This is a genomic window from Duganella levis, assembly GCF_009857605.1.
GTDB lineage: Bacteria > Pseudomonadota > Gammaproteobacteria > Burkholderiales > Burkholderiaceae_D > Rugamonas > Rugamonas levis.
The window spans coordinates 259,151-285,146 of the sequence record NZ_WWCT01000001.1 but is presented as its reverse complement, the minus strand read 5'-3'; the positions used below and the strand labels follow the sequence as shown (position 1 = coordinate 285,146).

The following is a 25,996-nucleotide window of genomic DNA, read 5'->3' as shown; positions in this document are numbered from 1 at the left end:
GTACTCACGACGGGTTGTTCTTGCAATTGGACACTTTGTCCTACGTGCTCGGACTCGCCGTGATAACAATTACTTAACACGAGACAAAGAGACTATGGCTAACACGACTTCTATTAGTGACGTCCAAGCTGACGTCCATCATCAAACAAGCCCTGGAGCACGTAGCATCAACGCCAGGGACGGACATATCTCTCCCGGGGAAATTGCGATCGGCGTGGTCATCGGGCGCGCATCCGAGTATTTCGACTTCTTCGTCTACGCCATTGCGTCAGCGCTGGTATTCCCGTCGGTATTCTTTCCATACGACAGCAGGCTTGACGGCACACTATACGCTTTTGCGATTTTTGCGCTTGCCTTTATTGCCCGTCCGATAGGAACTGTGGCTTTTATGGCAGTTCAACATCACTTCACCCGTGAAACCAAACTGACCCTGGCGTTGTTGATTATCGGGGTTTCAACGGCAGGTATCGCCTTCCTTCCGGACTATGCCAGTTTGGGGACCACCTCGATTGTCTTCCTGGCCATTTTGCGGATTGGACAAGGCATCGCGCAAGGCGGCTCGTGGGACGGTTTGCCGTCGCTGCTGGCGCTCAACGCGCCCGAAGAGAAGCGCGGCTGGTACGCCATGCTGGGCCAGCTGGGCGCGCCGATCGGCTTCGTCATCGCGGCCGGGCTGTTTGCCTACCTGATGACCAACCTCAGTTCGCTGGACTTCCTCGAATTCGGCTGGCGCTATCCGTTCTACGTGGCATTTGCCATCAACGTGGTGGCGCTGTTTGCCCGCCTGCGTCTGGTGACCACGCATGAATACTCGCACCTGCTGGACGAGCACCAGCTCGATCCAGTGCCGGTCGGCGAGTTGCTCAATTCGCAATCGCGCAACGTGATCATCGGCGCCCTGGCGGCACTGGCCAGCTATGCGCTGTTCCACCTGGTAACGGTATTCCCGCTGTCGTGGATCACGCTGACGTCGCAGCGCTCGATTGCCGGCTTCCTGCATGTGCAGATGCTGGGCGTGGCGCTGATGGCGGTGGGTATCATCATCTCCGGCTTCATCGCCGACCGCGTCGGCCGCCGCCGCACGCTGGGCACGCTGGCGATCATGATCGGTATCTTCAGCCTCTTCGTGCCGTTTCTGATCGGCAGCGGCGAAACCGGGCAGGACGCGTTTATCCTGATCGGCTTCTCGTTGCTGGGGCTGTCGTATGGCCAGGCTGCGGGTGCGGTGACGTCCAACTTCCCGCAGCGCTTCCGCTATACCGGCGCGGCCTTGACCAGCGATGTGGCATGGCTGGTGGGTGCCGGCTTTGCGCCGCTGGTGGCGCTGGGGCTGTCGTCGCACTTCGGACTGGCGTATGCGGGCGTGTACCTGTTCTCTGGCGCCGCCGCGTCACTGGCAGCGTTGAGCATCAACCGCGCATGGCATATCCGCGATAATTAACCCCGGACAGAAGGGTCTGACCCCGTACGGGGTCAGACCCTGACGCCTACGGTGTGCGGGGTTTAACGGTGCCGCAAATGTGGTATCAAGACAACGCTGCCAAAACCGCACATTTCCCCCATGTGCGGTTGCATCATAAAACCCTAAAACTGCTCCCAATCTTCCCCCGCCGCCTTCGCGCGCGCAACGGGACGCGGAGCTACCGCCAAGCGCGTCACTTTCGCGCCAGACGCCACCGCTTTCAACGCCGGACGCAGCTTGACCGCCCCGCCCGCCAACTTGAACACATCCACCGCCTGCGCCAGATGCTCGGCCTGCTCCTGCATGGCCTCGGCCGCCGCCGCCGCCTCTTCCACCAGCGCCGCATTCTGCTGGGTGACCTGATCCATCTGCGTAATCGCCTGATTGATCTGCTCGATGCCGGCATTCTGCTCCTGGCTGGCCAGCGCGATCTCGGCCATGATGTCTGTCACCCGCTTCACGCTATCAACGATCTCGTCCATGGTAACGCCGGCCTGATCGACCAGCCGCGCGCCGGTATCCACCTTGCCGACCGAATCATCGATCAGCACCTTAATTTCCTTGGCTGCGGCGGCCGAGCGCTGCGCCAGCGTCCGCACTTCCGACGCTACCACCGCAAAGCCGCGGCCCTGCTCACCGGCGCGTGCCGCCTCGACGGCCGCATTCAACGCCAGAATATTGGTCTGGAACGCAATCCCGTCAATCACGCCGATGATGTCGACAATCCGGCGCGACGATTCATTAATCGAACCCATGGTCTCCACCACCTGCGACACCACCTGCCCACCGCGCACCGCCACCTGCGAAGCCGAATTGGCCAGCACATTGGCCTGGCGCGCATTGTCCGCGCTCTGCTTGACGGTGGAAGTCAGCTCCTCCATCGACGACGCGGTTTCTTCCAGCGAACTGGCCTGCTCTTCCGTGCGCGACGACAAATCCTGGTTACCCGTCGCAATCTCGCGCGACGCCGTGCTGATCGTTTCGGTGCCAGCCCGCACTTCGCCCACGATTGACGACAGGCTGCCGGTCATGGTCTGCAACGCCGTCAACAGCTGGCTGACCTCATCGCGGCCCTGCACCTGGACGCTATGCGTCAGGTCGCCCGCCGCCACCATCTCGGCTGCGCTGACCGCCTCGTTAATCGGCCGCGTAATCGAGCGCGTAATCATCAGCGCCAGGCCGGTTGCCGCCACGCAGGCCAGCAGCGTCGCGCCGATCAGGAACCGTACCGCAAACGCATACTCGTCATGAATTTGCTCGACCAGCGCAGCGTTCTGCTTCTCCTGGAAGCCGATCATTTCGTTAATCAGCGCAAACGTGCCGTCCTGCTGCTTCTGCACCGAATTCAGCAGGAAAGCCGGCGCCTCCGCCGCTTTCCCCTCATTGACGATCTGCACCACCTGGCCCAGCAGACGCAACGTCTCCGGCGCTTGCGCCTGCAACTGCGCATACACCTCCTTGCCGCGTTCGCCATGCACCAGCGTCCCCAGGCGCTCCATGCTCACGCCAAAATTCTTTTGCGCACCTTCGATGCGGCCTTGCATCTTGGCCTGCGTCTCCTTGTCCGCATACAGGATGTAGTTGCGCGCCGAACGGGCGATCAGGTTCAGCTCGGTCAACATGGAATTGGACAGCGCGATCTTGGTATTGTTTTCGTTGACCACAATATCCATGCGTTTATTGGTGTCGGCCAGCGCCGACCAGCCGATGTAGGCAATCACCAGCAATAGCACCAGCATCGCGCCAAACGCCAATTGCAGGCGCGTGCCGATTTTCAAATTATTCATAGCTCAGTTCTCAATATGGGACGGGAATCACGGCGGGGCTGGGCCGAAGACGCGGTCTGGCGACCGGATGCGGTGCGCGTAGTGGCGCAGGCATGAAGGCGCCAGTGTAGTTTCGTTATTTCTTTCTGGCAAGTTATTTAAACGTTGTGCAAATGCCGCAGGCTGGCGCATGGCCTGTCATCGGGGCTGACTCGCAGCGCCATGTGTTTGGCTTCCCAAGCCAGTGCAAAGTCGCTAGTGACCGCGCGGTTTGGCTCTAAGATCGGCCCATTGCAGCTATGACATCTTTTTTAGAGCCCGCTATGACATCCGCATTCCATGTGCAAACGGCACTCTCCGGCAAGCGCGTACTGATCACCGGTAGCACCGGTTTCCTCGCCAAAGTGGTGCTGGAGAAGCTGATACGCAGCGTGCCCGACATCGGCCGCATTGTGCTGCTGATCCGCGGCGACGCCCGCGCGCGCTTCGAAAGCGAAATCGCCACGTCGTCGATCTTCGACCGCCTGCGCGCCGAGCGGCCGGATTTCCTGGTGCAGTTCTTCGCCGATAAAATCGAATGTGTCAGCGGCGAGGTGACGGCGCCCTGCTTCGGCCTGCCGCTGAGCGCCTTCAACGCGCTGGCGCGCCGTATCGATCTGGTTATCAATGCCGCCGCCAGCGTCAACTTCCGCGAGGCGCTGGACGAGGCACTGTCCATCAACGCCATCAGCGTGCAAAACATCAGCGAACTGGCGCGCGCCGGCAACGCGCCGCTGATCCAGGTGTCGACCTGCTACGTCAACGGCTACCATCGCGGCGCCATGGCCGAGCAGATCGTCACGCCGGCGCGTGCCTCCATCCCGCGCCACGCCGACGGTCACTATGAACTGGACGGCTTGCTGCGGCACCTGCAACACCGCATTGCCCTGCTGCGCGCCGACGTCACCGACGCCACCGAACTGGCGCGCCGCCTGACCGCACTCGGGATTGCCGAAGCCAATTACCACGGCTGGAACGACACCTACACCTTCACCAAGTGGATCGGCGAACAACTGGCAATGGCCGCCATGCGTGGCCGCGCGCTGACCATCGTGCGGCCGTCCATCATCGAAAGCACCTTGCAGGAGCCGGCGCCCGGCTGGATCGAAGGCGTCAAAGTGGCCGACGCCATCATCCTGGCCTATGCGCGCGGCAAGACCAACCTGTTCCCGGCACAACCGGAGCAGGTGGTGGACATCATCCCGGCCGACCTGGTCGCCAACAGCATCATCCTGGCCGCCGCCGAAGCGCTGCAAGCGCCGCCGGCCCTGCGCATCTATCAGGCCTGCACCGGCGCCACCAACCCGGTTACGGTCGGCCGGGTGATCGAGTTGATACAAGGCGAAGCAAAGCGCAACTGGCGCCAGTACGAGCGCCTGTTCCATCAACCGCCCAAGCATGAATTTCGCGTCGTCAGCCGCCCTGCCTTCCTGCTAATGCTGCGCGCCATGCGCATTGGCGCCGGCGCCTGGAGCGGCGTGCGCAAGCTGCTCGGCGCCAGCGAATCGCCAGCGCTGGAAGCCCTGCGCACCACGCAGCTCCTGGCCCTGACCTTCTCTTTCTACACCGCGCCGCGCTATATTTTCCAAAGCGACCGCCTGCAAGCGCTGGCGCAGCGCTTCAACGCCGAAGACCAGGCATGCTACAGCGTCGACACCCGCGCCATCGACTGGCAGGACTATCTGTGCCGCGTCCACATGGCGGGGCTGAACCACTACGCGCTGCGGCCGCGTAACGAGAAACCAACCGCGCCATCCGCCCTGACCCGCCGCGACTACGCGTGGCACCGCATGGACAGCGACAAGAACCTGATGGTCATCAACAGCATTTTGCTGTTTGACGGCCCGGTCGATATGGAGCGGCTGACCGCCACCATCGCCTACCGCCTGACCAACTACCCGCGCTTCACGCAAAAGGTAGTCGGCAAACGCTGGGTGGAGGACGAACAGTTCGACATCAATCATCACGTCGAACTGGAACGCATGGAACGCGACGTGCCGCGCCAGGAACTGCAAGCGCAACTGACCCGCCTCGCCCACCTGCCGCTGGCGCCCGACCGTCCTCGCTGGCATATGACCGTGCTGGACCGCGTCAACGGCGGCCATGCGATCGTGTTCCGCGTTCATCACTGCATCACCGACGGCCTGGGACTGGTGCATGTGCTGAATCACCTCACCGACGACAACGGCCTGCATGGCAAGACGCCGTCGCCGGTCGGCCATCCGCATCGCGCCATCGCCCACAATCCGGTGTGTTCGGCGCTGGTGCGCGGTCTGTCATCGCTGAAGATCGCCGGACACGTGGCGCGTCTGTCCATCCTGTGGCCGGACGCGCAGACCCAGTTCAAGACGCCGATGAGCGGCGACAAGCAGCTGGTCTGGCTGCCGCCGCTGGAGATGGAACGGGTGCGCGCCATGTCCAAGCGCATGGGCGTGACGCTCAACGACGTCTGGGTGGCCGCCGTCTCCGGCGCGCTGCGCCAGTATCTGGGCGAACGCGGGCAGCATCTGGATGGCCGCGCACTGCGCGCCGCCGTTACCTTTAACCTGCGCGAAAAGGCCAACGCCTTCCAGCTCGGGAATGAATTCGGCCTGGTCGCCGTCGATTTGCCAACGGATGTTGACGACCCGTGCGTGCGCCTGCGCCAGTCCAGCCACCGCATGACAGCCATCAAGCGCTCGCACCAGCCGCGCGCCACCATGGCCTTCCTGTCGCTGGCCGGCTGCCTGCCGACGGCTTTGCAGCACTTCGCCCTCAACCTGTTCACCTCCAAGGGCTCGGTGGTGCTGACCAATATCGAAGGCCCGGCCAGCCGCCGTTACCTGGCCGGATCGCGCCTGACGGACCTGATCTGCTGGGTGCCGCAAACCGGCAAGCTGGGCGTCGGTCTGGCCTTCATTTCCTACGCTGGCCAGATCCAGCTGGCGCTGTTCGTGGACACGGCGCTGGTGCCGGACCCGGAGCGCCTAATGCAGCTGACCCAGGACGCTTTCCATGAGCTGGAGCTGGCCACGCAAGACGAAGCCACGCCACGGCCGGCCGCCACGCCGGCGCCACCGGGAGTGGTCATCACACCGTCATAATCGGCCGGTAAAGTCAGTTACCATTTTTATACTGGAGCTGACTGAATGAATACTGTCGTCCAACCTGCTCGCACCAGCCCTGCGGACAGTAAGAACACCCCGCTGACCGCCGCCATCTTCGTCGTGCTGCTGGTTGCGGGGCTGATGTACAGCGCCTTCAGCCTGCGCGCCGACGTTACCGAGGCCGGTCCGGTGGCCACCAGCTGGCTGCCCTACATCCTGCTCGGCGTGGCGCTGGTGATCGCGCTGGGCTTCGAATTCGTCAACGGCTTCCACGACACCGCCAACGCCGTCGCCACCGTCATCTACACCAACTCCATGCCGGCCAATGCCGCCGTGGTGTGGTCCGGCTGCTTCAACTTCCTCGGCGTGCTGACGTCGAGCGGCGCTGTCGCTTTCGGCATCATCTCGCTGCTGCCGGTGGAACTGATCCTGCAAGTCGGCTCCAGCTCCGGCTTTGCGATGGTGTTCGCGCTGCTGATCGCCGCCATCATGTGGAACCTGGGCACCTGGGCGCTCGGCCTGCCGGCATCGTCGTCGCACACCATGATCGGCTCCATTCTCGGCGTCGGTATTGCCAACGCCATGATGCATGGCCGCGACGGCACCAGCGGCGTCGATTGGGCGCAGGCGTCCAAGGTCGGCTACTCGCTGCTGCTGTCGCCGATGGTGGGCTTCGGCTGCGCCGCCCTGCTGTTGCTGGTGCTGCGCGCGGTGGTCAAACGCCGCGAATTGTACGAAGCGCCAAAAGGCAGCACGCCGCCGCCGTGGTATATCCGTGGCCTGCTGATCCTGACCTGCACCGGCGTCTCGTTCGCGCACGGCTCCAACGACGGCCAAAAAGGCATGGGCCTGATCATGCTGATCCTGGTCGGCACGGTGCCGATGGCCTATGCGCTGAACCGCGCGCTGCCGGTGGATCAGGTGACGCAATTCGTCGCCGTCAGCCAGGTCACGCAACAGTCGCTGCAAAAGTACATCGCACCAGGCGCGCTGCCAGCCGCTGAACCGCGCGCCGCCTTGTCCACCTACATCCGCACCAAGGAGCTGACGCCAGCCGTGGTGCCGGCGCTGGCGACGCTGACCGGCGACATCGGCCAGGCCGTCAAGCTGCATGGCTCGCTGGCCAAGGTGCCGGCTGAAACCGTGGGCAACGTACGTAACGATATGTACCTGGCCGCCGAAGCCATGCGCCTGCTCGACAAAAGCCACGCCGTGCCGTTCGACGCCGACACCACGGCCAATCTGAAAGCCTTCCGCAAGCAGCTGGACGACGCCACCAAATTCATTCCGCTGTGGGTCAAGGTGGCGGTGGCGATTGCGCTAGGCCTGGGTACCATGGTCGGCTGGAAGCGTATCGTGGTGACGGTCGGTGAAAAAATCGGTAAGTCCCACCTGACCTATGCGCAAGGCGCGTCGGCGGAACTGGTGGCCATGTTGACCATCGGCGCGGCCGACATCTACGGCCTGCCGGTATCGACCACGCACGTGCTGTCGTCCGGCGTGGCCGGCACCATGGCGGCCAACAAATCCGGCTTGCAGTGGTCGACGGTGCGTAATCTGGCGCTGGCCTGGGTATTGACCTTGCCGGTTGCGATACTATTGTCCGGCTCACTGTTCTGGCTCTTCTCTCACATCTTCTGAAATCAGGAATTAGCATGCAATTAAACGAACAAGATTTGCTGGACCGCGTCCAGCGCGAGCTGACCGACAGCTACGACGAAGAACTGGAGATGGAACTGGAGGACCGCGAGATCGACCCGTTCACCAAGGAAGTGGTCGAACGTGAGCGCAGCGCGGAAGCCAAGGAAGAACGCCGCCTCTACTTCCGCGAGTTGTTCCGCCTGCAGGCGGAGCTGGTCAAGTTGCAGGACTGGGTGGTCCACACCGGCCACAAGGTCGTGATCCTGTTTGAAGGCCGCGATGCCGCCGGCAAGGGTGGCGTCATCAAGCGCATCGTCCAGCGCCTGAATCCGCGTGTGTGCCGCGTGGCCGCTCTGCCGGCGCCGAACAACCGCGAACGCACGCAGTGGTACTTCCAGCGCTACGTGTCGCACCTGCCGGCCGCTGGCGAGATCGTATTGTTCGACCGCAGCTGGTACAACCGCGCCGGCGTCGAACGCGTGATGGGCTTTTGCAGCGACGACCAGTACGAGGAATTCTTCCAGACCGTGCCGGAATTCGAGCGCATGCTGGCCCGCTCCGGCATCCAGCTGATCAAATACTGGTTCTCGATTTCGGACGAAGAACAGAATGCCCGCTTTCTGGGCCGCATCCACGATCCGCTAAAACAGTGGAAACTCAGCCCCATGGACCTGGAATCGCGCCGCCGCTGGGAGGAATACACCAAGGCCAAGGAAGTGATGCTGGAACGGACCCACATTCCGGAAGCGCCATGGTGGGTGGTGCAAGGCGTCGACAAGAAGAAAGCGCGCCTGAACTGCATCCATCACCTGCTGGAGCAGATGCCGTATGAAGAAGTGGCGCATCCGGAAATCCACCTGCCGGAACGCGAATACCACGATGACTACGTGCGCCGCCCAGTGCCTGCCGAAATTATCGTGCCAGAAATATACTAAGCTGTTAAAGTTATCAGCTTTATATATTTCTGCGTGGGGGGATGGATGTTCTGGTTGCGCCGCTTGCTGCTACTGCTGTTACTACTCTTCCCCAACGCCCGCGCTGACCAGTTGCGCTTCGGCTTCGACTTTGAGAACGCCAGGATCGTCAGCGCGGCGATCAGCACTGGCGATTTCAACCTTCCCGCCACTTTCTGCACCAGCGCCGACGCCAAGGCACTGATCAGGAAGATGCGCTTCAAGGATTGCGAAGCGCTGATTGGCCGCTTCAAGCTCCTGCACGACAAGCCGCAAGTGGTCGATGCAGCCAAGGTGCTGTCGGCCGAACTCTCCAAGCCTGGCTACGGAAAATACGCGCCACTGGCGGCGGAAGTCGCGCGCCAGTTGAAGGAATACGTGCCGGCCGACTTCAACGCGCAGCTGAATGTGCACTTCATCTTCGGCAGCTACTCAGACGGCTTTGCGTTCGGCGATGTGCCGGACGATGTGTACGTCGACATGAAGGGCTTCACAGAGGCCAATACGCAGGAACTGGCGGAAACTGTGGCCCATGAACTGTTCCACGCGATACAGAATCACGTCATGCGCCATGAGACGCTGCCCACGGCGGCCGACACGAAGAACGTCGCAGGGCCGCTCTGGCTGAATCAATTGCTGGACCAACTGGTCCGCGAAGGCACCGCAGAGCTGTTCACCCATCCGATCGCCGACCGCGCGCCGACGATCTATTCCGCGCCCAAGAAACTGGTCATTGAACGCAACGCCAAACGCATCGGCGGCATCCGCACCACGTTTGAATCGCTGGGCTGGCACATGCTGGCGGCGCCACCAGCCGACGAAGCGGCCTACGACCAGATCTACGGCATCATGTTCTACACCGATTTCGACGAAACCGCCTACGAACTTGGCTGGCTGATGGCCTCCACCATCATTCGCCAGGACGGCAAGGCCGCCATCTTCGACCTGCTCAAGCAACCGTCGAAACAGTTCATGCTACGCTACCAGTCTATCGCGCAAAAACAAGGCAAGCTGCCGCTGTTCAGCGCCGACTTTCTCAAACAAGTGGCAGCATTACCATAGGAGACGCCATGAGCCTGGGCACCGTTACCCCGATCTTCCGCTTTTTCGACGAAGCCAAAACGCGTGAGTTTTACGTCGGCTTCCTCGGCTTCAAGGTCGACTGGGAGCATCGCTTTGAGGACGGACTACCGCTGTACATGCAGGTCTCCAAGGACGGCTGCGTGCTGCACCTGACCGAGCATTTCGGCGACTGCTCTCCCGGCGCCGCCATCCGCATCGCCACCAGCGATGTCGATGCTTACCAGGTTGAATTGATCGCCAAGCAGTACAAGAACGCCCGCCCCGGCGTAGAAGAAATGCCGTGGGGCGGCCGCGAAATGTCTGTCAAAGACCCATCCAGCAACCGCCTGACCTTCTTCAACCGTTCGCCGGAAATCTCCGCCTGAAAGGATAGGCCATGCGCCAACTTATTCTGATCGCCGCGGGCATGCTGTCCTGCCAGGCCTTCGCCGCCACCGACTGCAAACCGCTGCCGCAGGCGCCAGCAACCATCGCGTTGACGGCGCAGCATGGCGTCACCACCATGCGATCCAGCGACAAATTCGTCGGCGCCTCGACTCCGCAGGAATTCAGCTCGCCCAACTTCGCGTTCTCGGTGGTCGCTGTGTCGTCCTGCAACGAAGGCCTGGAAATCAAGCTGCTGCAGAAAACCGGCGACTCGCAGCACCTGCTGCAATGGAACCAGCCGACTGTCGTCAACGGCAAAGCTGGCACCGACCATCACATCACCATTACCGCAAAGCGCGTGAACAAGCCCTGATGCCATGACCATACGTCACCTTGTGCTGTCCCTCGTTCTCGGCGCTGCCCCTGCCTTTGCCTCAGCTGCCGATACCATTCCGCTGACGGTCAGCCAGGAGCTGGTCAAGCTCTATACCGAGGACCAGGCCGACCGCGATGGCCCGCCCAACGCACAGCGCGACTGGAACGCCATATCGCTGCGCGACGAACAGCGCGAATTGCGCGTCAAGGAACTGCTGGCGGCCGGTCCGCTGGGCAGCGGCGAAGCCTACTACCACGCGGCCATGGTGCTGCAACACGCGCTGGAGCCGGACGACGCGTTGCTGGCGCACGACCTGTGCGTGATCGCCATCAGCAAGGGGGAACCCAAGGCCAAATGGCTTGCGGCGGCCAGCATGGACCGCTTCCTGGTGCGGATCGGCCGCCCGCAGCGTTTCGGTACCCAGTCGCAGTCCCACTTCAACCGCCCGCCAAGGCTAGTGCCGGTTGATCCCTCCGTGTCCGACATTCTGCGGCGTGAACTGGACGTGCCAACGCTCGAAGAGGCCCGCCAGAAGGAGGCCGACATGGTCAAGTTTCACGAAAAAGTCCTCGCTGAAAAAGCCAAGCTGCAATAGAGAGTAGGTTATGCTGACGGCTTTCCACTCTCCCCAAGCATCATGGAACCACTCGACATCGTCGATACGCAGAACGACACCGCACAATCCAACAATCGCAAGCTGAATGCCACCGTGGCCATCACGGTCGCGCTGCTGGCCACCTTCATCGGCATCTGCAAGGTCAAGGACGACAACATCAATCAGAGCATGCAGCAGGCGCAGGCCAACCGGGTTGACCACTGGGCCTTCTACCAGGCCCGCAACGTACGCGAGGAAGTCGCCAAGTCCACCGTGCTGCAATTGAAGCTGGCGGCAGCCGGCCGTCCTGCCGCCGAACAGCCGGCATACCAGGAAGCCATCAAACAGTACGAAACGCTGGCGCAGGAACAGGCGCACAAAAAAGCCGAAGCCAAGGCAGACGCCGAGAACGACCAGAAAGTCTACGATGCCGCCAACTTCAAGGACGACCAGTTCGACCTCTCGGACGCGCTGCTGGCCATCGCTATCTCGCTGTTCGCCATCACCGCGCTGACGCAGCTGTGGGCCCTGTACGCGGTGGCGCTGGTGCCGACCGCGCTTGGCGTCCTTATGGGGCTGGCGGGACTGGCCGGCTGGGCGATCCATCCAAACTCGCTGATCGCCCTCCTGTCCTGACTACGTGAAGCTAAATACGGTATCCAACCCATCCAGAAATAGGACGGTCCATACCTGACATCCGACTGTCTGTCGCAATCCTGCCAACCAGGCGTGGGCGATGACGTATCGTCAACTTTCAAATTCCCGGTCCATCAATCACCGTTGAAAGAATCGTCCATGAACGTTCATCCCATAGCACTATCCGCTGCCTTGTTATTTGTAAGTTGTGCCCATGCTGATCAAATAGACGACATCGTCAAAGCCGAAATGGCGATGCGCCAGATTCCTGGATTATCACTTGCCATTATTGAGAACGGGAAGATCGTCAAGGCACAGGGTTACGGCTTCACAGAAAAAGGCGGCAAGACGCCGGTAACGACCCGCACACTGTTTCAAGCAGGTTCGGTCAGCAAACCGGTGGCTGCGTTTGGCGCCCTTCACCTGGTAGCACAAAGTAAGCTCGCCCTTGATGAAGACGTCAACGCCAAACTGCTTAGCTGGAAGGTACCGGACAACGATCTATCGGCCGAAAACAAGGTGACATTGCGTCGGTTGCTGAGCCATAACGCCGGCCTGACCGTGCATGGCTTCCCCGGTTATGCTACCGATGCACGCATGCCCAGCGTTGTTCAGGTACTGAATGGCGAACCGCCGGCGAACACCGCACCCATTCGCGTCGACCTGGTCCCCGGCAGCAAGGTTCGATACTCTGGTGGCGGCTACACCGTCATGCAGCAAATGGTGGTCGATGTCAGCGGTCAAACCTTCCCCGACTACATGCGTGACGCGGTTCTCAAGCCGTTGCAAATGAACGATAGCTCGTACTTGCAACCACCGCTGCCAGAGGCGGCGCAGTTGAACGCCAGCGGTCACCTTGCTGACCGTGGCATGGTCAAGGGACGCTGGCACTTGTATCCGGAGATGGCGGCAGCCGGCTTATGGACCAATGCATCGGATCTGGCACGCTTTGCCATCGGCGTCCAGCAGTCTCTTGCCGGCACGTCCAACCCGGTCATCCCGGCTGCGCTGACCGAACAAATGTTGACTCCACAAAAAGAAAACGTCGGTCTGGGACTCTTCCTCAATGGCAGTGGCCGCGCGCAGCGCTTCTCGCACGGCGGCCGCGACGAAGGCTTCGACACCTTGCTGACGGCATTTTCCCGCACGGGACAAGGCGCCGTGATCATGATTAATGCGAACGACAATTCCAGAATGATGGAGCGCCTTACCGCCGCCATTGGCCGCGCCTACCACTGGCCGGAAGCGGACGACGACAAGGCAGTCCAGCACCCCGGGGTAAAAATCGATGCCAGGTCGCTGGCGCTCTATTCTGGTCGCTACGAATTCTCCAACAACCGGATGGGAACTTTCGACGTAAGGGATGGCAAGCTGGTGACTATTTTCGACGGTTTGCCAGACGAAGTATTCGTACCTGCCGACGCCAGCCACTTCTACTCGACATCCCGCAATTTTTCGCTAGCCTTCGTGGTTGACGCAAAAGGCGAAGTGACCGAAGTAGTGATGACGACCAAAGGGGAAAGCAATACAGCGCCGCGCATTGGGCCGCTGATGCACAACCTGAAAGCACGTAAAGACCCCAATCCCGCGCATACGAAAAATGTGCAAGCCTGGCTTGCCGATGCGGCGAAAGGCGGCAGTGCATTCGCCAATTCGGCATTCGCCACCGCCGGCCTGAGAAGCGACTTGGGCTCGCAGTCAATCAGCGAACTAGCCCACATAAACTCGCTGACTTTTTTGCACAAGCAAGCGGTTGCTGGTCGCAAGATCGAGCGCCACGGCAGCCAGGTGGACACCGTACTTGCGTTTCAGGCCGGCGGCATCAAGCCGGCCCGCAAGCTGCTGGTGTACTTGACCACCGATGGTTTGCTCACCGACTACGATCTGATCGACGACTAACACGTCAAGCACACCTAGCGCGGATTAGTACGCAGTCTGGGTGTACGGCCGGTCGCCTTTTGCGGTACCCCACGCCTTGTTCGGGGTGCTGGACATGGTGAACACCAGCTCACCACCGGCCGTGATCTGTTCATGGCGCAGGAAGGTCTGCGCCAGCGGCTTGCCGTTCAGCGTCACGCCGGCCACGTAGATATTTTCCTTGCTCAGGCCCGGTGCGCGGATGGTGAAGCGTTTGCCGTTCGGCAGATTCATCACCACCTTGTCGAGGAACGGACGGCCGATCACATACTCATTGCTGCCCGGCGCCACCGGATAGAAACCCAGCGCCGTGAAGGCCAGCCAGGCCGACATCTGCCCCAGATCGTCATTCCCAGACAAGCCGGCCGGCGTGGTGTTGTACTGCGACGCCACCACCTGCGTCAGGCGTTGCTGCGTCTTCCACGGTGCGCCGGCATAGTTGTACAGGTAAGCCACATGGTGCGACGGCTCGTTGCCATGCGCGTAGTGGCCGATCAAGCCGGAGATGTCTTCCATGTGCGCGTAAACGTTGTCGTCCACCTTGGCGTCGAACACCATGTCGATCTTGTCCTGCAGCGCCTTGTCGCCGCCCAGCATCTTGATCAGGCCCGCGTTATCGTGCGGCATATACCACGAATACTGCCACGCGCTGCCCTCGGTGTAGTCGCTGCCGAAGTTGGACTGCACCGGATTGAATGGCTCGCGGAAGCTGCCATCCGATTTGCGGGCACGCAGGAAGCCAGTCTTCACATCGAAGGAATTACGGTAGTTCTGCGCGCGCTGATAGTAGCGGGCGGCGATGTCCTTCTTGCCCATCTTCTCGGCCATGCGGGCGATGGTCCAGTCATCAAAGGCATATTCCACCGTCTTGGATGCCGCTTCCGGTTCCAGGTCAATCGGCACATAACCCAGTTTCATATAGTGTTGCAGGCCGCCGTAAGGACCGTATTCCGCGCTGCTGGTCATGGCCTTCAACGCTTCTTCGGCGTCAAAGCCTTTCAGGCCTTTCATGTAGGCGTCAGCGATTACCGGTACTGCGTGGTAGCCGATCATGCACCACGTCTCCAGCCCATGGAACTGCCACACCGGCAGGATGCCGTATGGACTGGCCTTCTGCGACTCGATCAGCGAACGCACAAAGTCCACATTGCGCTGCTCCGGCTGGATCAGCGTCAGCAAGGGATGCAGCGCCCGATAGGTGTCCCACAGCGAGAACGTCGAGTGATAGCGGAAGCCCTTGGCCTGATGCACCTCGTTGTCCGGGCCACGATAATGGCCGTCGCGGTCCATGTACAGGCTAGGCGCCAGCATGCTGTGATAGAGCGCCGTGTACACCATCTTGCGCATCTCCGGCTCCGCCTCGATGGTGACGGCGCCCAGCGCCTCGTTCCACGCGGCCGATGCCTTGACGCGTTCCGCATCGAAGTCCCAGCCTGGCATCTCGGCCAGATTGGCGATCGCGCCCTCCTCGCTGACGCCGGATATCGCCACCTTCACTTCCAGCTGGCCGTCTGCGGGCACGCCGAAGTCCAGCGCGCCCACCAATGCTTTGCCCTCTACTACGGCCTTGTCGCCCGGACCGCTGCCCGGACCTGCAAAGCCGCGGTATTCCACATCGCGCTCCATATTGCGCAGGGAGCGTGACGACAGCGGATGCGAGAACTGGATGGCGAAATACAGCTGCCGGCCGGCCGCCCAGCCGCGCGTTTCGCGCATGCCGGTGATCAGCGTGTTGTCGCGCACGCGCAGGCGTGACCACAGGTTCTTGGCGGCGTAGTCGTAGATACTGCTGCGCAGATCCAGTATCACCTTGGCCTCGGCGCCCTTGGCGTAGCGGTAGCGATGCAGGCCGACGCGGTCGCTGGCGGTCAGCTCCACGTCCACTTCGTTATCGGACAGGCGCACCGCGTAATAACCGGGCGACGCGTGTTCTTCCTTGTGGCTGAAGCGGGAACGGTAGCCACTGAATGGCCGCTCGGGATAACCCGGCTCCCATTTGGTCTCGCCGCTGTAAGGCATCAGCAGCACGTCACCCAGGTCGGAATGGCCGCTGCCGGAAAAGTGCGTGTGCGAGAAGCCGAGAATGCTGTCGTCGTCATAGCGGTAGCCGGACGCCCACGGGTAACTCTGGCGGAACGGCCGCACCTGCGTGTCGGGACTCAGCTGCACCATGCCGAAAGGCCGCGTGGCGCCGGGGAAGGTATGGCCATCGCCGCCGGTGCCGATGAACACATCGACCGCTGCTGCGGGCGTGGTCTGGGCGAAGGAAAACGCCGGAATGGCCAGGGCCAGCGCCACTGCGCCGGCCGGAAAGAGGGATTTAATCACGTTCATTCAGCATCCGCTATCAAGACGATCCGACTTTATAGCGTCTGCTCCGGCCCCGGTCAATCGATAGAACGCATAAGGGCCAATGTTTAGTAAATCCGCTAAACAGCGGGGTCGATCACGTATTCGGACATCACTTCACTGAGCCGCGCAGCCTTCCTGACGTTGGATTTGTTGGACACCATCAGCGTCGCCACCAGCGCCTCGATCACCGCCACCGCTGCCACATAGCTGCCGGTCAGCACGCCATGCGCGCTGCTGGCGTACAGCACATGGTCGGATAGCGGCACCATCGGCGCCGAGGGCACATCGGTAATCGTCACCACGCAGGCATTGCGGTTGCGGGCGAAGTGCGCCAGCCGCATGGTGTCCGACGAGTAGCGCGGAAAGGACAAGGCCAGCAGCATATCGCCACGCTCGATGTGGAGCAGGCGCCCGGCCGCCGCCTCGTTGCCGCCTGGGCCGGCCATTTCCACCACGTGCTTGCAATACGGTTGCAGATGCAGCGCCAGCAGCGAAGCGAAGCTGGACGACATGCCCAGCCCCAGCACGTAGATGGTGCGGGCGCCGTCGATCTTGCGCGCCACATCCTCCAACGCCTGCGGCGACAGCGCGCCTTGGGTGGTGGCCAGGTTGGCGCGCGCATACTCCATGCTGGCTTCGGCCGGCGACACTGCCTCCTGGCGGCGCACGATGGAGCTGCGCAGCTTTTCCACCGGCTGCAAGGCTGAGTGCAGCGTCTCGGCCAGCGCGCTGCGCATCGCGCCGTAACTGCCAAAGCCAATATCGCGCGCGAAGCGGCTGATGGTGGCGGTGGAGACTTTGCAGCCTTCCGCCATTTCCTCGATCTTGAGCGCGGTGCCGCGCATCGGGTTGCGCATCAGGTAGTCCGCGATGCTGCGGTGCGAGGCGGAGCCCTCGGTCAGGACGGCGGACAGCACTTGGCCCAGCGGCGATTGTACGAAAGCCACGTCCGCCGAAACCGATTTCCCTGATGTCATGCCATACTCAATTCTCAAAAACCGCCAGCATACTTAAATTTCAGGCAACTGTGAACTGAGATTTGCGCGTCAGCGCCCGACTAACCAATCTGTAATGCGCTTTAGTGGTACCAGGGCTGCGTAATCTTCAGCGGCCGCACGTCCATGCGCAGGTTCAGGATGGTGTAAGCGTCTGCAGTGGCCGACTCGTAACCAACACTGCTGGCGTCGCGCGTCAGCTTGAACTCAAAGCCCAGGTCGGGACGCGGATCGCCCGGCGCCGCCGCCGCAATGCCAATCGCCTCGCTGCGCGAGTTGTTGATCAGCTTTTCCATCATCACCAGCACCGTGTTGTGGCCCAGGATGTCGGCCGAGTAGACCTGTTCGTCCAGATAAGGATTGGCCGGATCGAGCTTGCCATCCTTTTTGTCGATGGATGGTGTGTACACGCGGGTTTGCAGGTTATAGCGGTCGCCACGATCCAGGTAGCTGATGCGGGCGTTGGACAGATTGAAGTCCTTCTCGCTGCCATTGGTCTCGGCCTGCGCCAGGTCCAGCAACAGCGCGCCCTGATAGCCGATAACCTCTACATTGTGCTGGCCGTCGAGGATGATGGCGGTGTTTTCATCAATGCCCAGTCCCTGCTTGTAGCCTTTCTTCAGCATGGCCGGCAGCATGCGCGCAAAGCGGCCGCGCGCCAGCAAGTGCTGGTCGACGAACAAGTCCTTGCCGACGAAGCCCAGGCCCGGCGCCAGTTCCAGGCCGTCGTTGACGCCCACGCTCAGGGTGCCCAGCACCGTCTTCGCCTCGTAATACATGGTGCTGCTCATGATGGCGGCGCCGGCGCTGCTGCCTGCGACCACCCCTCCCTTTTGGTAGACATCCCAGATCGCCTGCAACACGGCGGTGCGCGTGCCGTCGGCCCGCACCAGCGCCTTGGTGATCAAGCCCTGATCGCCACCGGCGAAGTAGACGCCGCCCGCTGCGCGGATCTGGCTGGCCAGCGTTTCATCTTCCGCGTCGCGCTTGTAGTCGCGCTCCTTGAAGCGCACCCCCACCGGCACAGCGAAAGCCGAGGCGCCATATTTATTCAGTGTCGCCACCAGATTGGTACCCGAACGCAGCGGATTACCGGCCGCGCTGGGCATCACCGCGATGCGCGCGCCCTTGCCGCCGGCCAGCTCCACCAGCCGCGTCCACACCTCGCCGTTATCGGCCCGCACGGCGCCGCCGGCGATCAGCAAATGGCCTTTCGGCGCGCTTTCGGCAGCGGTTGAGACCTGCATGGCCAGTGCGACCAACGACACGCACAGCATGCGCACCGCTTTAACTAAACTCGTCATACGATATTCCTCGTCTGGGTGATCCCTACAATTATATGACAGAGCGCCGCAGCATCTGGCTACCGGACCCGCAGTTGTGCGAGAATCAACTTTTACGTCAGTGTGCACAGGAGATTTGATGAGTGAACTCAAGCGCGGCCTGAAAAGCCGGCACATTCAGTTGATCGCGCTAGGCGGCGCCATTGGCACCGGCCTGTTTCTCGGTATCGCGCAGACAATCCAGATGGCCGGTCCTTCGGTGCTGCTGGGTTATGGCGTGGCGGGCGTCATCGCCTTCTTCATCATGCGCCAGCTGGGCGAGATGGTGGTCGACGAGCCGGTGGCCGGCTCCTTCAGCTACTTCGCCGACAAATACTGCGGCCACTGGGCCGGCTTCATGGCGGGCTGGAATTACTGGGTGTTGTATGTACTGGTCAGCATGGCCGAACTGTCGGCGGTCGGCATTTATATTCAATACTGGTGGCCGGCGGTGCCGACTTGGGTGTCGGCGCTGGCCTTCTTCGCCATCATCAACGCCATCAGCCTGTTCAACGTGAAGGCCTTCGGCGAAATGGAATTCTGGTTCGCCATCATCAAGGTACTGGCCATCGTCGGCATGATCCTGTTCGGCGCCTGGCTGCTGATCTCCGGCGACGCCGGTCCGCAAGCCACCGTGGCCAACCTGTGGCAGCACGGCGGCTTCTTCCCGCATGGCGTCAGTGGACTGGTGATGGCCATGGCGGTCATTATGTTCTCGTTCGGCGGACTGGAACTGATCGGCATCACTGCCGCCGAAGCGGACAATCCATCGCAGACCATTCCCAAGGCGACCAACCAGGCCATCTACCGCATCCTGATCTTCTACATCGGCGCGCTGGGCATCCTGCTGTCGCTGTATCCGTGGCAGAAAGTGGTCACCAGCGGCAGCCCGTTTGTGCTGATCTTCCATGCGCTGAACAGCGATGTGGTGGCCAATGTGCTGAATCTGGTGGTGCTGACGGCCGCGCTGTCGGTGTATAACAGCGGCGTGTACGCCAACACCCGCATGCTGTACGGCCTGGCCAAGCAAGGCAATGCGCCGCAGGCGCTGTTGAAGGTCAACGCGCGCGGCGTGCCGCTGACGGCGCTCGGCGTATCGGCGCTGGCCACCGGCATCTGCGTGGCGGTCAACTACTTCATGCCGGCGCAGGCCTTCGGCTTTTTAATGGGACTGGTAGTGTCGGCGCTGATTATCAACTGGGGCTTGATCAGCTGGATCCATTTGCGCTTCCGCGCGCAGAAGAAGGCGGCTGGCCAGGTCACGCATTTCCGTAGCCTGGGCTACCCAACCACTAACTACCTGTGCCTGGCCTTTCTGGCAGCGATCCTGGTGGTGATGTACCTGACGCCGGATCTGCGGCTGTCGGTGTATCTGATTCCAGTCTGGCTGGCGGCGCTGGCTGTCGGTTACAAGCTGCGCCGCCGCCCGGCCTGAGGTCAGATGGTTTCCCGTTCGCGCAAGGTCTGCGGGCTGGCCAGCGCGTAACGGGCGATATCGTCCTTGCGCATGAAGGCCACGCCGGCCTTGCTGCGGGCGTAGGTGAGGAACTCGTCCCACACGCGCACCATCTGCGGCGTGCCGCTGATACGGTCATGCGCACTGATCGACATCATGCGGCGGCGCGTGCCGGCCTCTTCGTACAGCTGGTCGAATTCGCCCTTGATCTGATCGAGGAACTGCTGCGGCGAGTAATTGCGGCCTTCGATCAGCAGGATGTCGTTGTTGCGCAGCGTGTAAGGCACGACCACGAAGTCCTTTCCATCCACCTGTTCGATAAACGGCTCGTCGCGGCTGACGTCATCGATGTGGTACGTAAAGCCCAGTTCCTGCAGCAGCGACAGCGTATTCGGACCCCGTCGCAGCCAGTTGCAGTTATAGCCGGCGGTGCGTTCGCCAGTCACCTGCTGCACCATGTCGCGGCCGGCGATAAGGAAGGCGCGTTCGTCGTTGCGGGTCATGGCGTACTGCGAACTCCAGCGTGGGCCGTGGCCGGATGCTTCGTGGCCGCGCTTGACGATCTCGCGCGCCAGCTCGGGATGGCGCTGCACCGCTTCGCCGATCATGTGCGAGGTGACTTTGACGCCGTGCTTGTCCCACAAATCCAGCATGCGCGGGATGCCTTCGCGGTAGCCGTAGGCGAACCAGGTGTTGGCGACGGCATCGGACTTCACGCTGGCAGGGAAATCGACTTTCGGAAAAGGTGAGTCGGCGCCTTTGGGTGGCTGGCCACCGGCTTCAAACTGCATCGAGATCGAGATCACGAGGCGCGCGTCGTTGGGCCAGAAGGCGCCGCTGCTGCCGCTGGCGCCACTTGCGCCGCCCTGCGCCGCCGCCCCACCAGTCGCATCGACCATCTCCGCCGCACCGGCCACGCCAGCTGCCATCACCGCAGCACCACTGGCTGCCTGCGCCAAAAAGCGACGGCGAGTCCCCACCATGGCGCTCACAGCAAGCCTCCGCCGTCAACATCCACCACCGCGCCAGTCATGAAGCCATTCTGCATCAGCATCAAATACGCCTGCGCCAGATCAGATCCCTGCCCAACCCGTCCCACTGGTATGCCAGCACCGGCACGCTGCGCCATCGCAACACGTTCCGCGTCGCTCATTGGACCCCACATGCCGGTTTCCACCATGCCAGGGCTAACCACATTCACGCGCAACGGCGCCAATTCCTTGGCCAGCGTCTTGCCCATCACCTCCACCGCCGCATTCATGGTCGATTTGACCACGCCGCCCGACATCACCTTGCGCGACAGCAGACCGGAAGTCAGCGTCACCGAACCGCCAGTCTTCAGATAACGCGCCGCATACTTCACCGCGCGCAGTTGGCCAAACACTTTCACATTGAAGGCCGCCATCGCCTGCTCCGGCACCAGATCCACCAGGCGGCTGGAAGGAATCACCGGACCGGCCGTCACCACCAGATGATCGAATGCGCCAACGTCGGCGAAGAAGCGCTGCACCGCCGCGTCATCCGTCACATCCAGCTGCACCGCCTCGATCTGCGACGGCCAATCCGCCGGCGTCGCGCGTCGGCCTGCCGCAATCACTCGCGCGCCGTCGGCTGCAGCCTGCTCGGCCACTGCCCGTCCGATGCCTGACAAGCCCCCAACTACCACTACCAGCTGATTCTTCATGATGCACTCCCAGTAAATGAACAGTGCACCCATCATGCGCCGTAACCAGCGCAACGATAATTGGCCCAGCGCTTGAATCACCTTCAATCCCAGATTGAAGATCGGTTGACTGCCGCACAGACCACATCTGCCTGGGCAGCCACCATGGAGGTACCTTAGTCCGGAGGGAATTCCCATGTCCACGCATACTTCCGCCCCGCATCGCCCCTTGCAATTGCCCGCCCTGGCCGGGTGGCTGATACTGACGTTTATCTTCGCCGCCATCGGCGCCTACGCGTCCGCGCAAGCGGCCGACTTCTACCTGCAACTCGATCGCCCTACCTGGGCGCCGCCGGCCTGGCTGTTCGGCCCTGCCTGGAGCGCGTTGTACCTGCTGATGGCCATCGCCACCTGGCGTGTGCAGCGCACCGCAACCACCGCCAGCGCCCGCCCCGCGCTCACGCTATACGTCGTGCAGTTGGCCGCCAACGCACTGTGGACCTGGCTATTCTTCGCCTGGCATATGGGCGCGTGGGCGTTTGCCGAGATTTTGCTGCTATGGGTGCTGATTGCCGCCACCATCGTGGCCTTCTGGCGGCGCGACCGCGTAGCCGGCTTCCTGCTGGTTCCCTATATCGGCTGGGTGAGTTTTGCCACCTGCCTTTGCTACAGCATCTGGCAGCGGAATCCTTCCGTGCTCTGATTACGCCACGCGGCGCACGCGGAAATGCTCCACTTTCTGCATCGACTGCGTGGTACGGAAGCCGAAATAGCCGCCGCCCAGCAATGGTCCAGGTGCGCTGAAGTACTCACAGTCGTCCACGTACAGCCGCGTACCGCGCGCGTCGACCACGATACGGATTCGGTACGGATGATTGGCCTTCAGCAGATATTCCGGCGCCGTGTATTCCTGCAGCAGATTGCGCGCGCCGCTGCCGTCGTAATAGCGGAAGCGCGTGGTGCTGTTGGTATTGCCGCCTATGCCTGCGTAGAACAGCCTTAGCGCGTCATATTCTTCCAGTTTTCCGGACTGCTTGAAGCCATGAGGCAGTTGGGCCTCCCAGAAGAAGTTCAGGTCCGACAGCCGCCCATCCGCCAGCACCGTGCGCGTGAAGCTGATTTCGTAATGGCCCAGCAGTTGCTGGCGCAGCCAGACCGTCAGCCCGCGATCTGCCTTCAGCACCAGCACACCACGTTCGACGTAGGCTGCTGCGACGCTATTACCCGTCTCCGCCTCGACGGCCCAGGTTTGCGGATCGAAGCGCGCAAAGTCATCGCGCGCCAGCGTGTTGTCGGCAGCCTGCGCATCCAGCGCCTGCATCCCGATGGCGCCCAGTCCCCATTGCGCCACCGCGTTGGTGGACAGCGTTGGCGCTTCTTCCACCTCGTTGAGCACCAGCGGCGGCTTCACGCGGCGCGACACCAGATCCTTGTCGCGCAGACCCGCCCGACCTTCCTGGAACTGCGCCCAGGCGCGGGCCAGTATCTCCTTATCCTGCTGCTGCACGGCGACGTAGGCCAGCAAACGGGCGTGGCCCTGGCCAAGATTCAATTTGCCCAGGTCTTGTCCCAGTTCTGCCTTCTGCTGTTCCGGGCTGGCGCTGTACAGGCGGCAGTAGCGCAGCCAGGCCTCGCGGAAGGCCGGTTGCGGCATGGTGCGTATCAATTCGCTGGCGATTTCGGGCAGGCCGAAGACGGCGCTCAGGTGCGACACGTTGATTTTTGCGTTGCCGTCATACAGGTAAGCGCCGGTGTGCAGGTCCATGATGCCGCCGCCGGCCAGGAAGCCGAGTGGCTGCGCGGCGATGCTGGCCATGCTGTTCAACAGTTTGGCGCGATACTGCGGCTGGCCGGTGCGTTCCCATTCGGTGAACCAGGCGGCGGCCACCGCGCCCCAGTCAGTGCCGAAGGCCACGCTGGCGTGGTTGTCAGGCTCTTTGTCCGGCGCTTTCTGGCCGATTTTTCGGCCGGGGATGATGGTACGCAGGCGGTCTACCGCGTTCACCTGTTCGCGCAGCAGGTCGCCGACGCGTTCATCGGCGCTCAAATAGTAGAAGAAGCGGCGGTTGATGGCGGTGGACACGCGCAACTGCTTGGCGCTGTCGCTCCAGTGTTGTACGCCGTGCCGCGTGCCGAGCGGGCTGTATGGGCCGATGTGGTGGATATCGACTTCGCCGGTGTGGCGCGTCATGGCTTCGGCCAGGCGGTAAGCGTCAGCACGGCCGCTGTGCAGGTAGTAGTGCCACAGCCAGATTTCCGTGCTCAGCTCCGAGTTGTCCCAGGCGAAGCCGCCAACGTCGTAGCGCCATACGTGGCGCTGGGTGTCGTAGGTATGCATTACATCGCCGTAATCCCAGTAGCCGTACCATTTGCGGTCTTCCACCTGATTGCGGTAGAAGTCGAAGGCCCACGCCAGTTGCTGATCGAGTTTGGTCGGCTTGGCGGCTGCCGGGTGCCAGTATTCACTGAAGATGCCGGCGCTGTGCAGCCGTTCCGGTGACGCGGTCAGCATCGGCGGCGACTGGATGCGGCGGCTGATGGCCACCAGTTCTTCGTGCGACGGCGTGGCTGGCAGCAGTTGCAGTTCCAGTTCGCTTGTGCGGGCGACGCCGTATGGCGTGCCGAATTCTGGTTCGTAGTCTTCGTAGGTGATGTCAAGTGCGTCGCGCTGCTTGGCGTAGTCGGTTTCGCCCATGCCGTCGTGGTAAAAGCGCAGGTCCATGGGTTCGGCCTTCGGCGCCCACAGCCAGAGTGTGACGGTGGCCTGGTCGGTTTCTGCTCCGTGGATGTCGATTTGGCCGGGATAGCTTTGCCAGAAATTGCGGATGCCGAAGGCAATGCCGCCTTCCGGCGTGCCGAGATAGCCGGTGCCGGCGGCGCGGCTGCCGCTGGCGGCGTGTATCCATCCGTGGCCTGGGCTGGTGCGTTTGCTGATGCTGTAACCGTCCGGGTGCGATTGCAGCAGGGTGTAGTGGCCGAAGGCTGGTACGTAGCGCAGGTTTTTGCTGACGTTGGCGGGCAGCGTGCCGGCGGCAACGGCGCGGCCTTGGAGTTGTGCTTCGGCGGCGGCGCCTGCATCGCGGCGCAGACCTGTGAGACCTTGCACGGCTTCGGCGAACACGCCACCGTTGGCGCCGACAAAGCGGATGTAGCGGTCGTACAGTGGCGCGGTGAGTGGCACGTTGAAGCGCAGGCCAACGCCGCGGATGAAAGCGTGGTGCGGATCGGCGTCGTACACCAACGTGTGCAGCACGCGGATGGCGTCCGAGTTTTTGTAGAAGTAGAGGCGGACGATGAAAGGTAGCAGTCTGGCCCCATCGGCATGGCGGTGCGCACCGTTGACGCGGATGACGGCGCGCTGTGGGCCGTTCTGCTCCAGCGTGACGGTGTCGATTACGCTGTCGTAAGCGCGGCGACCGGCAGCGCTGGTTTCGTCGTCGTCCGCGCCATCTACCAGCAGCACCAGGCGACCTTCGCGCAGCAGCGGCTTGCCTTCACGTTGAACGGCGTTTAGCAAAATAGAGCCAGATTTCGCCAGCGTGCATTGCAGCTTGCCGGTGTTGACGATGATCGCATCGCCCCGCTCCGCCGCCAACGCACCAGCGGCAGCAAGTCCGGCCGATGCAGCCGGCGCGGTCGGCGCAACTGGGATCGGCCCAGCGGCCGCCACGCCCCGCTCTGCCGGACCGGCTGAGGCGGCTGGCATAGCGCGGCCGGTCGCGTCTAGCAACGCATGCAGCGTGTAGCCGCCGGCCGGCGCTGCGCCATCGGCGTCCGGCGGCAGCGCGTGGGCAGACCATTTGAGCGTACCATCCGGCCAATAAGCCAGCGGCCACGATTGCACCGCAAAGGCGTCGCGCTCCACGACGGCACTGGCGGTCGCTGCGCCTACTGCTGCTCCGCGCGCGCGGGGCAATGCTGCGCCCATCGGGCCTGCAGCGCGCTTGTCGCCGGCGTGCGCGGCGTGGGCAGTGCGGGCAGCGGCAAACGGCGCGTCAGCGGACTTGCTGGCCGGCCGCAGTTCGAACGTGCTTTCGGCGGGGACGCGGCCTTGTGGCCACGGCACGCCCCACGTCGTACCCTGGAAGCTGGCGGGCGCGCCTTCCAGCCAATGCAGCGGCGTCTCGCCCTCCTGCCAAGCCGGCGTTCGGTCGCCCGCCGTCGGCCCAACCACCTTATCCCGCGCAGCAGCTGGGCCACCTTCAGCCAAGCCAGCCGCGCCGCCGGTCAACAGCGCCGCCAGTTTGAAAAACTGACGTCGTTCAAGCGATGCACTCATCCCGCCAAC

Annotated in this window: 19 protein-coding genes; 12 read left to right on the top strand and 7 right to left on the bottom strand. The window is 62.4% G+C overall.

The genetic code is table 11. The features are described from left to right. The first annotated feature begins 94 nt into the window (after positions 1 to 94). Positions 95 to 1,441, top strand: a complete 1,347-nt coding sequence (locus GTP69_RS01265; RefSeq protein WP_161053171.1) for an MFS transporter — start codon at positions 95 to 97, stop codon at positions 1,439 to 1,441. Positions 1,442 to 1,584: 143 nt separating this feature from the next. Here the strand turns inward: GTP69_RS01265 and GTP69_RS01260 are convergent, their stop codons facing one another. Beyond that, on the bottom strand, positions 1,585 to 3,249 hold the full coding sequence (locus GTP69_RS01260; protein ID WP_202424255.1) for a methyl-accepting chemotaxis protein: 1,665 nt from the start codon (positions 3,247 to 3,249) through the stop codon (positions 1,585 to 1,587). A 302-nt stretch (positions 3,250 to 3,551) separates the two neighbouring features. Between GTP69_RS01260 and GTP69_RS01255 the strand changes: the two genes are divergently transcribed. The 9 genes from GTP69_RS01255 (at position 3,552) to GTP69_RS01215 (ending at position 13,902) form a co-directional block, all read left to right on the top strand. Then, positions 3,552 to 6,350: an SDR family oxidoreductase gene (locus GTP69_RS01255; RefSeq protein WP_161053170.1), complete on the top strand. Its 2,799-nt coding sequence runs from the start codon at positions 3,552 to 3,554 to the stop codon at positions 6,348 to 6,350. A 45-nt stretch (positions 6,351 to 6,395) separates the two neighbouring features. Beyond that, on the top strand, positions 6,396 to 7,994 hold the full coding sequence (locus tag GTP69_RS01250; RefSeq protein ID WP_161053169.1) for an inorganic phosphate transporter: 1,599 nt from the start codon (positions 6,396 to 6,398) through the stop codon (positions 7,992 to 7,994). A gap of 14 nt (positions 7,995 to 8,008) precedes the next feature. Beyond that, a complete protein-coding gene (gene ppk2, locus GTP69_RS01245) occupies positions 8,009 to 8,929 on the top strand; it encodes a polyphosphate kinase 2 (protein ID WP_110847992.1) in 921 nt (306 codons plus the stop codon). Positions 8,930 to 8,974: 45 nt separating this feature from the next. Next, entirely contained in the window at positions 8,975 to 10,009 is a 1,035-nt protein-coding gene (locus tag GTP69_RS01240) for a DUF5700 domain-containing putative Zn-dependent protease (RefSeq protein ID WP_161053168.1), read from the top strand. An 8-nt stretch (positions 10,010 to 10,017) separates the two neighbouring features. Beyond that, positions 10,018 to 10,395 carry a glyoxalase superfamily protein gene (locus GTP69_RS01235; protein ID WP_161053167.1) on the top strand — a complete coding sequence of 126 codons (378 nt, stop codon included), beginning with the start codon at positions 10,018 to 10,020 and terminating at the stop codon, positions 10,393 to 10,395. An 11-nt stretch (positions 10,396 to 10,406) separates the two neighbouring features. Further along, entirely contained in the window at positions 10,407 to 10,769 is a 363-nt protein-coding gene (locus GTP69_RS01230) for a hypothetical protein (protein ID WP_161053166.1), read from the top strand. Between the two features lie 4 nt (positions 10,770 to 10,773). Next, the gene (locus GTP69_RS01225; protein ID WP_161053165.1) at positions 10,774 to 11,367 is read left to right on the top strand and encodes a hypothetical protein; all 594 of its coding nucleotides are present in this window, start codon (positions 10,774 to 10,776) and stop codon (positions 11,365 to 11,367) included. Between the two features lie 42 nt (positions 11,368 to 11,409). Beyond that, the gene (locus GTP69_RS01220) at positions 11,410 to 12,003 is read left to right on the top strand and encodes a DUF4337 domain-containing protein (protein WP_161053164.1); all 594 of its coding nucleotides are present in this window, start codon (positions 11,410 to 11,412) and stop codon (positions 12,001 to 12,003) included. 159 nt (positions 12,004 to 12,162) lie between these two features. After that, positions 12,163 to 13,902, top strand: coding sequence for a serine hydrolase (locus GTP69_RS01215; protein WP_161053163.1), 1,740 nt, complete (start codon positions 12,163 to 12,165; stop codon positions 13,900 to 13,902). Positions 13,903 to 13,926: 24 nt separating this feature from the next. On the opposite strand, the gene GTP69_RS01210 is transcribed toward GTP69_RS01215, so the two are convergent. The 3 genes from GTP69_RS01210 to GTP69_RS01200 form a co-directional block, all read right to left on the bottom strand. Then, complete coding sequence (locus GTP69_RS01210; protein ID WP_161053162.1) at positions 13,927 to 16,254, bottom strand: GH92 family glycosyl hydrolase; 2,328 nt, start codon at positions 16,252 to 16,254, stop codon at positions 13,927 to 13,929. A gap of 95 nt (positions 16,255 to 16,349) precedes the next feature. Next, complete coding sequence (locus tag GTP69_RS01205) at positions 16,350 to 17,219, bottom strand: MurR/RpiR family transcriptional regulator (protein WP_371867758.1); 870 nt, start codon at positions 17,217 to 17,219, stop codon at positions 16,350 to 16,352. A gap of 131 nt (positions 17,220 to 17,350) precedes the next feature. After that, positions 17,351 to 18,571, bottom strand: coding sequence for a cyanophycinase (locus tag GTP69_RS01200; RefSeq protein ID WP_229260748.1), 1,221 nt, complete (start codon positions 18,569 to 18,571; stop codon positions 17,351 to 17,353). Between the two features lie 118 nt (positions 18,572 to 18,689). Here GTP69_RS01200 and GTP69_RS01195 point away from each other — a divergent pair, with 118 nt between their 5' ends. Next, positions 18,690 to 20,024, top strand: coding sequence for an amino acid permease (locus GTP69_RS01195; protein WP_161053160.1), 1,335 nt, complete (start codon positions 18,690 to 18,692; stop codon positions 20,022 to 20,024). Between the two features lie 2 nt (positions 20,025 to 20,026). On the opposite strand, the gene GTP69_RS01190 is transcribed toward GTP69_RS01195, so the two are convergent. Then, positions 20,027 to 21,028: a polysaccharide deacetylase family protein gene (locus tag GTP69_RS01190; protein WP_161053466.1), complete on the bottom strand. Its 1,002-nt coding sequence runs from the start codon at positions 21,026 to 21,028 to the stop codon at positions 20,027 to 20,029. Positions 21,029 to 21,033: 5 nt separating this feature from the next. Further along, positions 21,034 to 21,729 (bottom strand): SDR family oxidoreductase, encoded by a 696-nt coding sequence (locus GTP69_RS01185; protein WP_161053159.1) that lies wholly within the window; start codon positions 21,727 to 21,729, stop codon positions 21,034 to 21,036. A gap of 175 nt (positions 21,730 to 21,904) precedes the next feature. Here GTP69_RS01185 and GTP69_RS01180 point away from each other — a divergent pair, with 175 nt between their 5' ends. Continuing rightward, complete coding sequence (locus tag GTP69_RS01180) at positions 21,905 to 22,411, top strand: TspO/MBR family protein (RefSeq protein WP_161053158.1); 507 nt, start codon at positions 21,905 to 21,907, stop codon at positions 22,409 to 22,411. On the opposite strand, the gene GTP69_RS31010 is transcribed toward GTP69_RS01180, so the two are convergent. Next, positions 22,412 to 25,987: an exo-rhamnogalacturonan lyase family protein gene (locus GTP69_RS31010; RefSeq protein WP_202424254.1), complete on the bottom strand. Its 3,576-nt coding sequence runs from the start codon at positions 25,985 to 25,987 to the stop codon at positions 22,412 to 22,414. Positions 25,988 to 25,996: the final 9 nt, after the last annotated feature.

Excerpts from the sequence above, each read along its gene's own strand:
- GTP69_RS01190 (WP_161053466.1), bottom strand. The coding sequence starts at position 21,028 with ATGGTGGGGACTCGCCGTCGCTTTTTGGCGCAGGCAGCCAGTGGTGCT.
- GTP69_RS01210 (WP_161053162.1), bottom strand. The coding sequence starts at position 16,254 with ATGAACGTGATTAAATCCCTCTTTCCGGCCGGCGCAGTGGCGCTGGCC.
- GTP69_RS01215 (WP_161053163.1), top strand. The coding sequence starts at position 12,163 with ATGAACGTTCATCCCATAGCACTATCCGCTGCCTTGTTATTTGTAAGT.
- GTP69_RS01225 (WP_161053165.1), top strand. The coding sequence starts at position 10,774 with ATGACCATACGTCACCTTGTGCTGTCCCTCGTTCTCGGCGCTGCCCCT.
- GTP69_RS01255 (WP_161053170.1), top strand. The coding sequence starts at position 3,552 with ATGACATCCGCATTCCATGTGCAAACGGCACTCTCCGGCAAGCGCGTA.
- GTP69_RS01265 (WP_161053171.1), top strand. The coding sequence starts at position 95 with ATGGCTAACACGACTTCTATTAGTGACGTCCAAGCTGACGTCCATCAT.
- GTP69_RS01235 (WP_161053167.1), top strand. The coding sequence starts at position 10,018 with ATGAGCCTGGGCACCGTTACCCCGATCTTCCGCTTTTTCGACGAAGCC.
- GTP69_RS01200 (WP_229260748.1), bottom strand. The coding sequence starts at position 18,571 with ATGACGAGTTTAGTTAAAGCGGTGCGCATGCTGTGCGTGTCGTTGGTC.
- GTP69_RS01195 (WP_161053160.1), top strand. The coding sequence starts at position 18,690 with ATGAGTGAACTCAAGCGCGGCCTGAAAAGCCGGCACATTCAGTTGATC.
- GTP69_RS31010 (WP_202424254.1), bottom strand. The coding sequence starts at position 25,987 with ATGAGTGCATCGCTTGAACGACGTCAGTTTTTCAAACTGGCGGCGCTG.
- GTP69_RS01260 (WP_202424255.1), bottom strand. The coding sequence starts at position 3,249 with ATGAATAATTTGAAAATCGGCACGCGCCTGCAATTGGCGTTTGGCGCG.
- GTP69_RS01250 (WP_161053169.1), top strand. The coding sequence starts at position 6,396 with ATGAATACTGTCGTCCAACCTGCTCGCACCAGCCCTGCGGACAGTAAG.
- GTP69_RS01240 (WP_161053168.1), top strand. The coding sequence starts at position 8,975 with ATGTTCTGGTTGCGCCGCTTGCTGCTACTGCTGTTACTACTCTTCCCC.
- GTP69_RS01185 (WP_161053159.1), bottom strand. The coding sequence starts at position 21,729 with ATGAAGAATCAGCTGGTAGTGGTAGTTGGGGGCTTGTCAGGCATCGGA.
- GTP69_RS01230 (WP_161053166.1), top strand. The coding sequence starts at position 10,407 with ATGCGCCAACTTATTCTGATCGCCGCGGGCATGCTGTCCTGCCAGGCC.
- GTP69_RS01220 (WP_161053164.1), top strand. The coding sequence starts at position 11,410 with ATGGAACCACTCGACATCGTCGATACGCAGAACGACACCGCACAATCC.
- ppk2 (WP_110847992.1), top strand. The coding sequence starts at position 8,009 with ATGCAATTAAACGAACAAGATTTGCTGGACCGCGTCCAGCGCGAGCTG.
- GTP69_RS01180 (WP_161053158.1), top strand. The coding sequence starts at position 21,905 with ATGTCCACGCATACTTCCGCCCCGCATCGCCCCTTGCAATTGCCCGCC.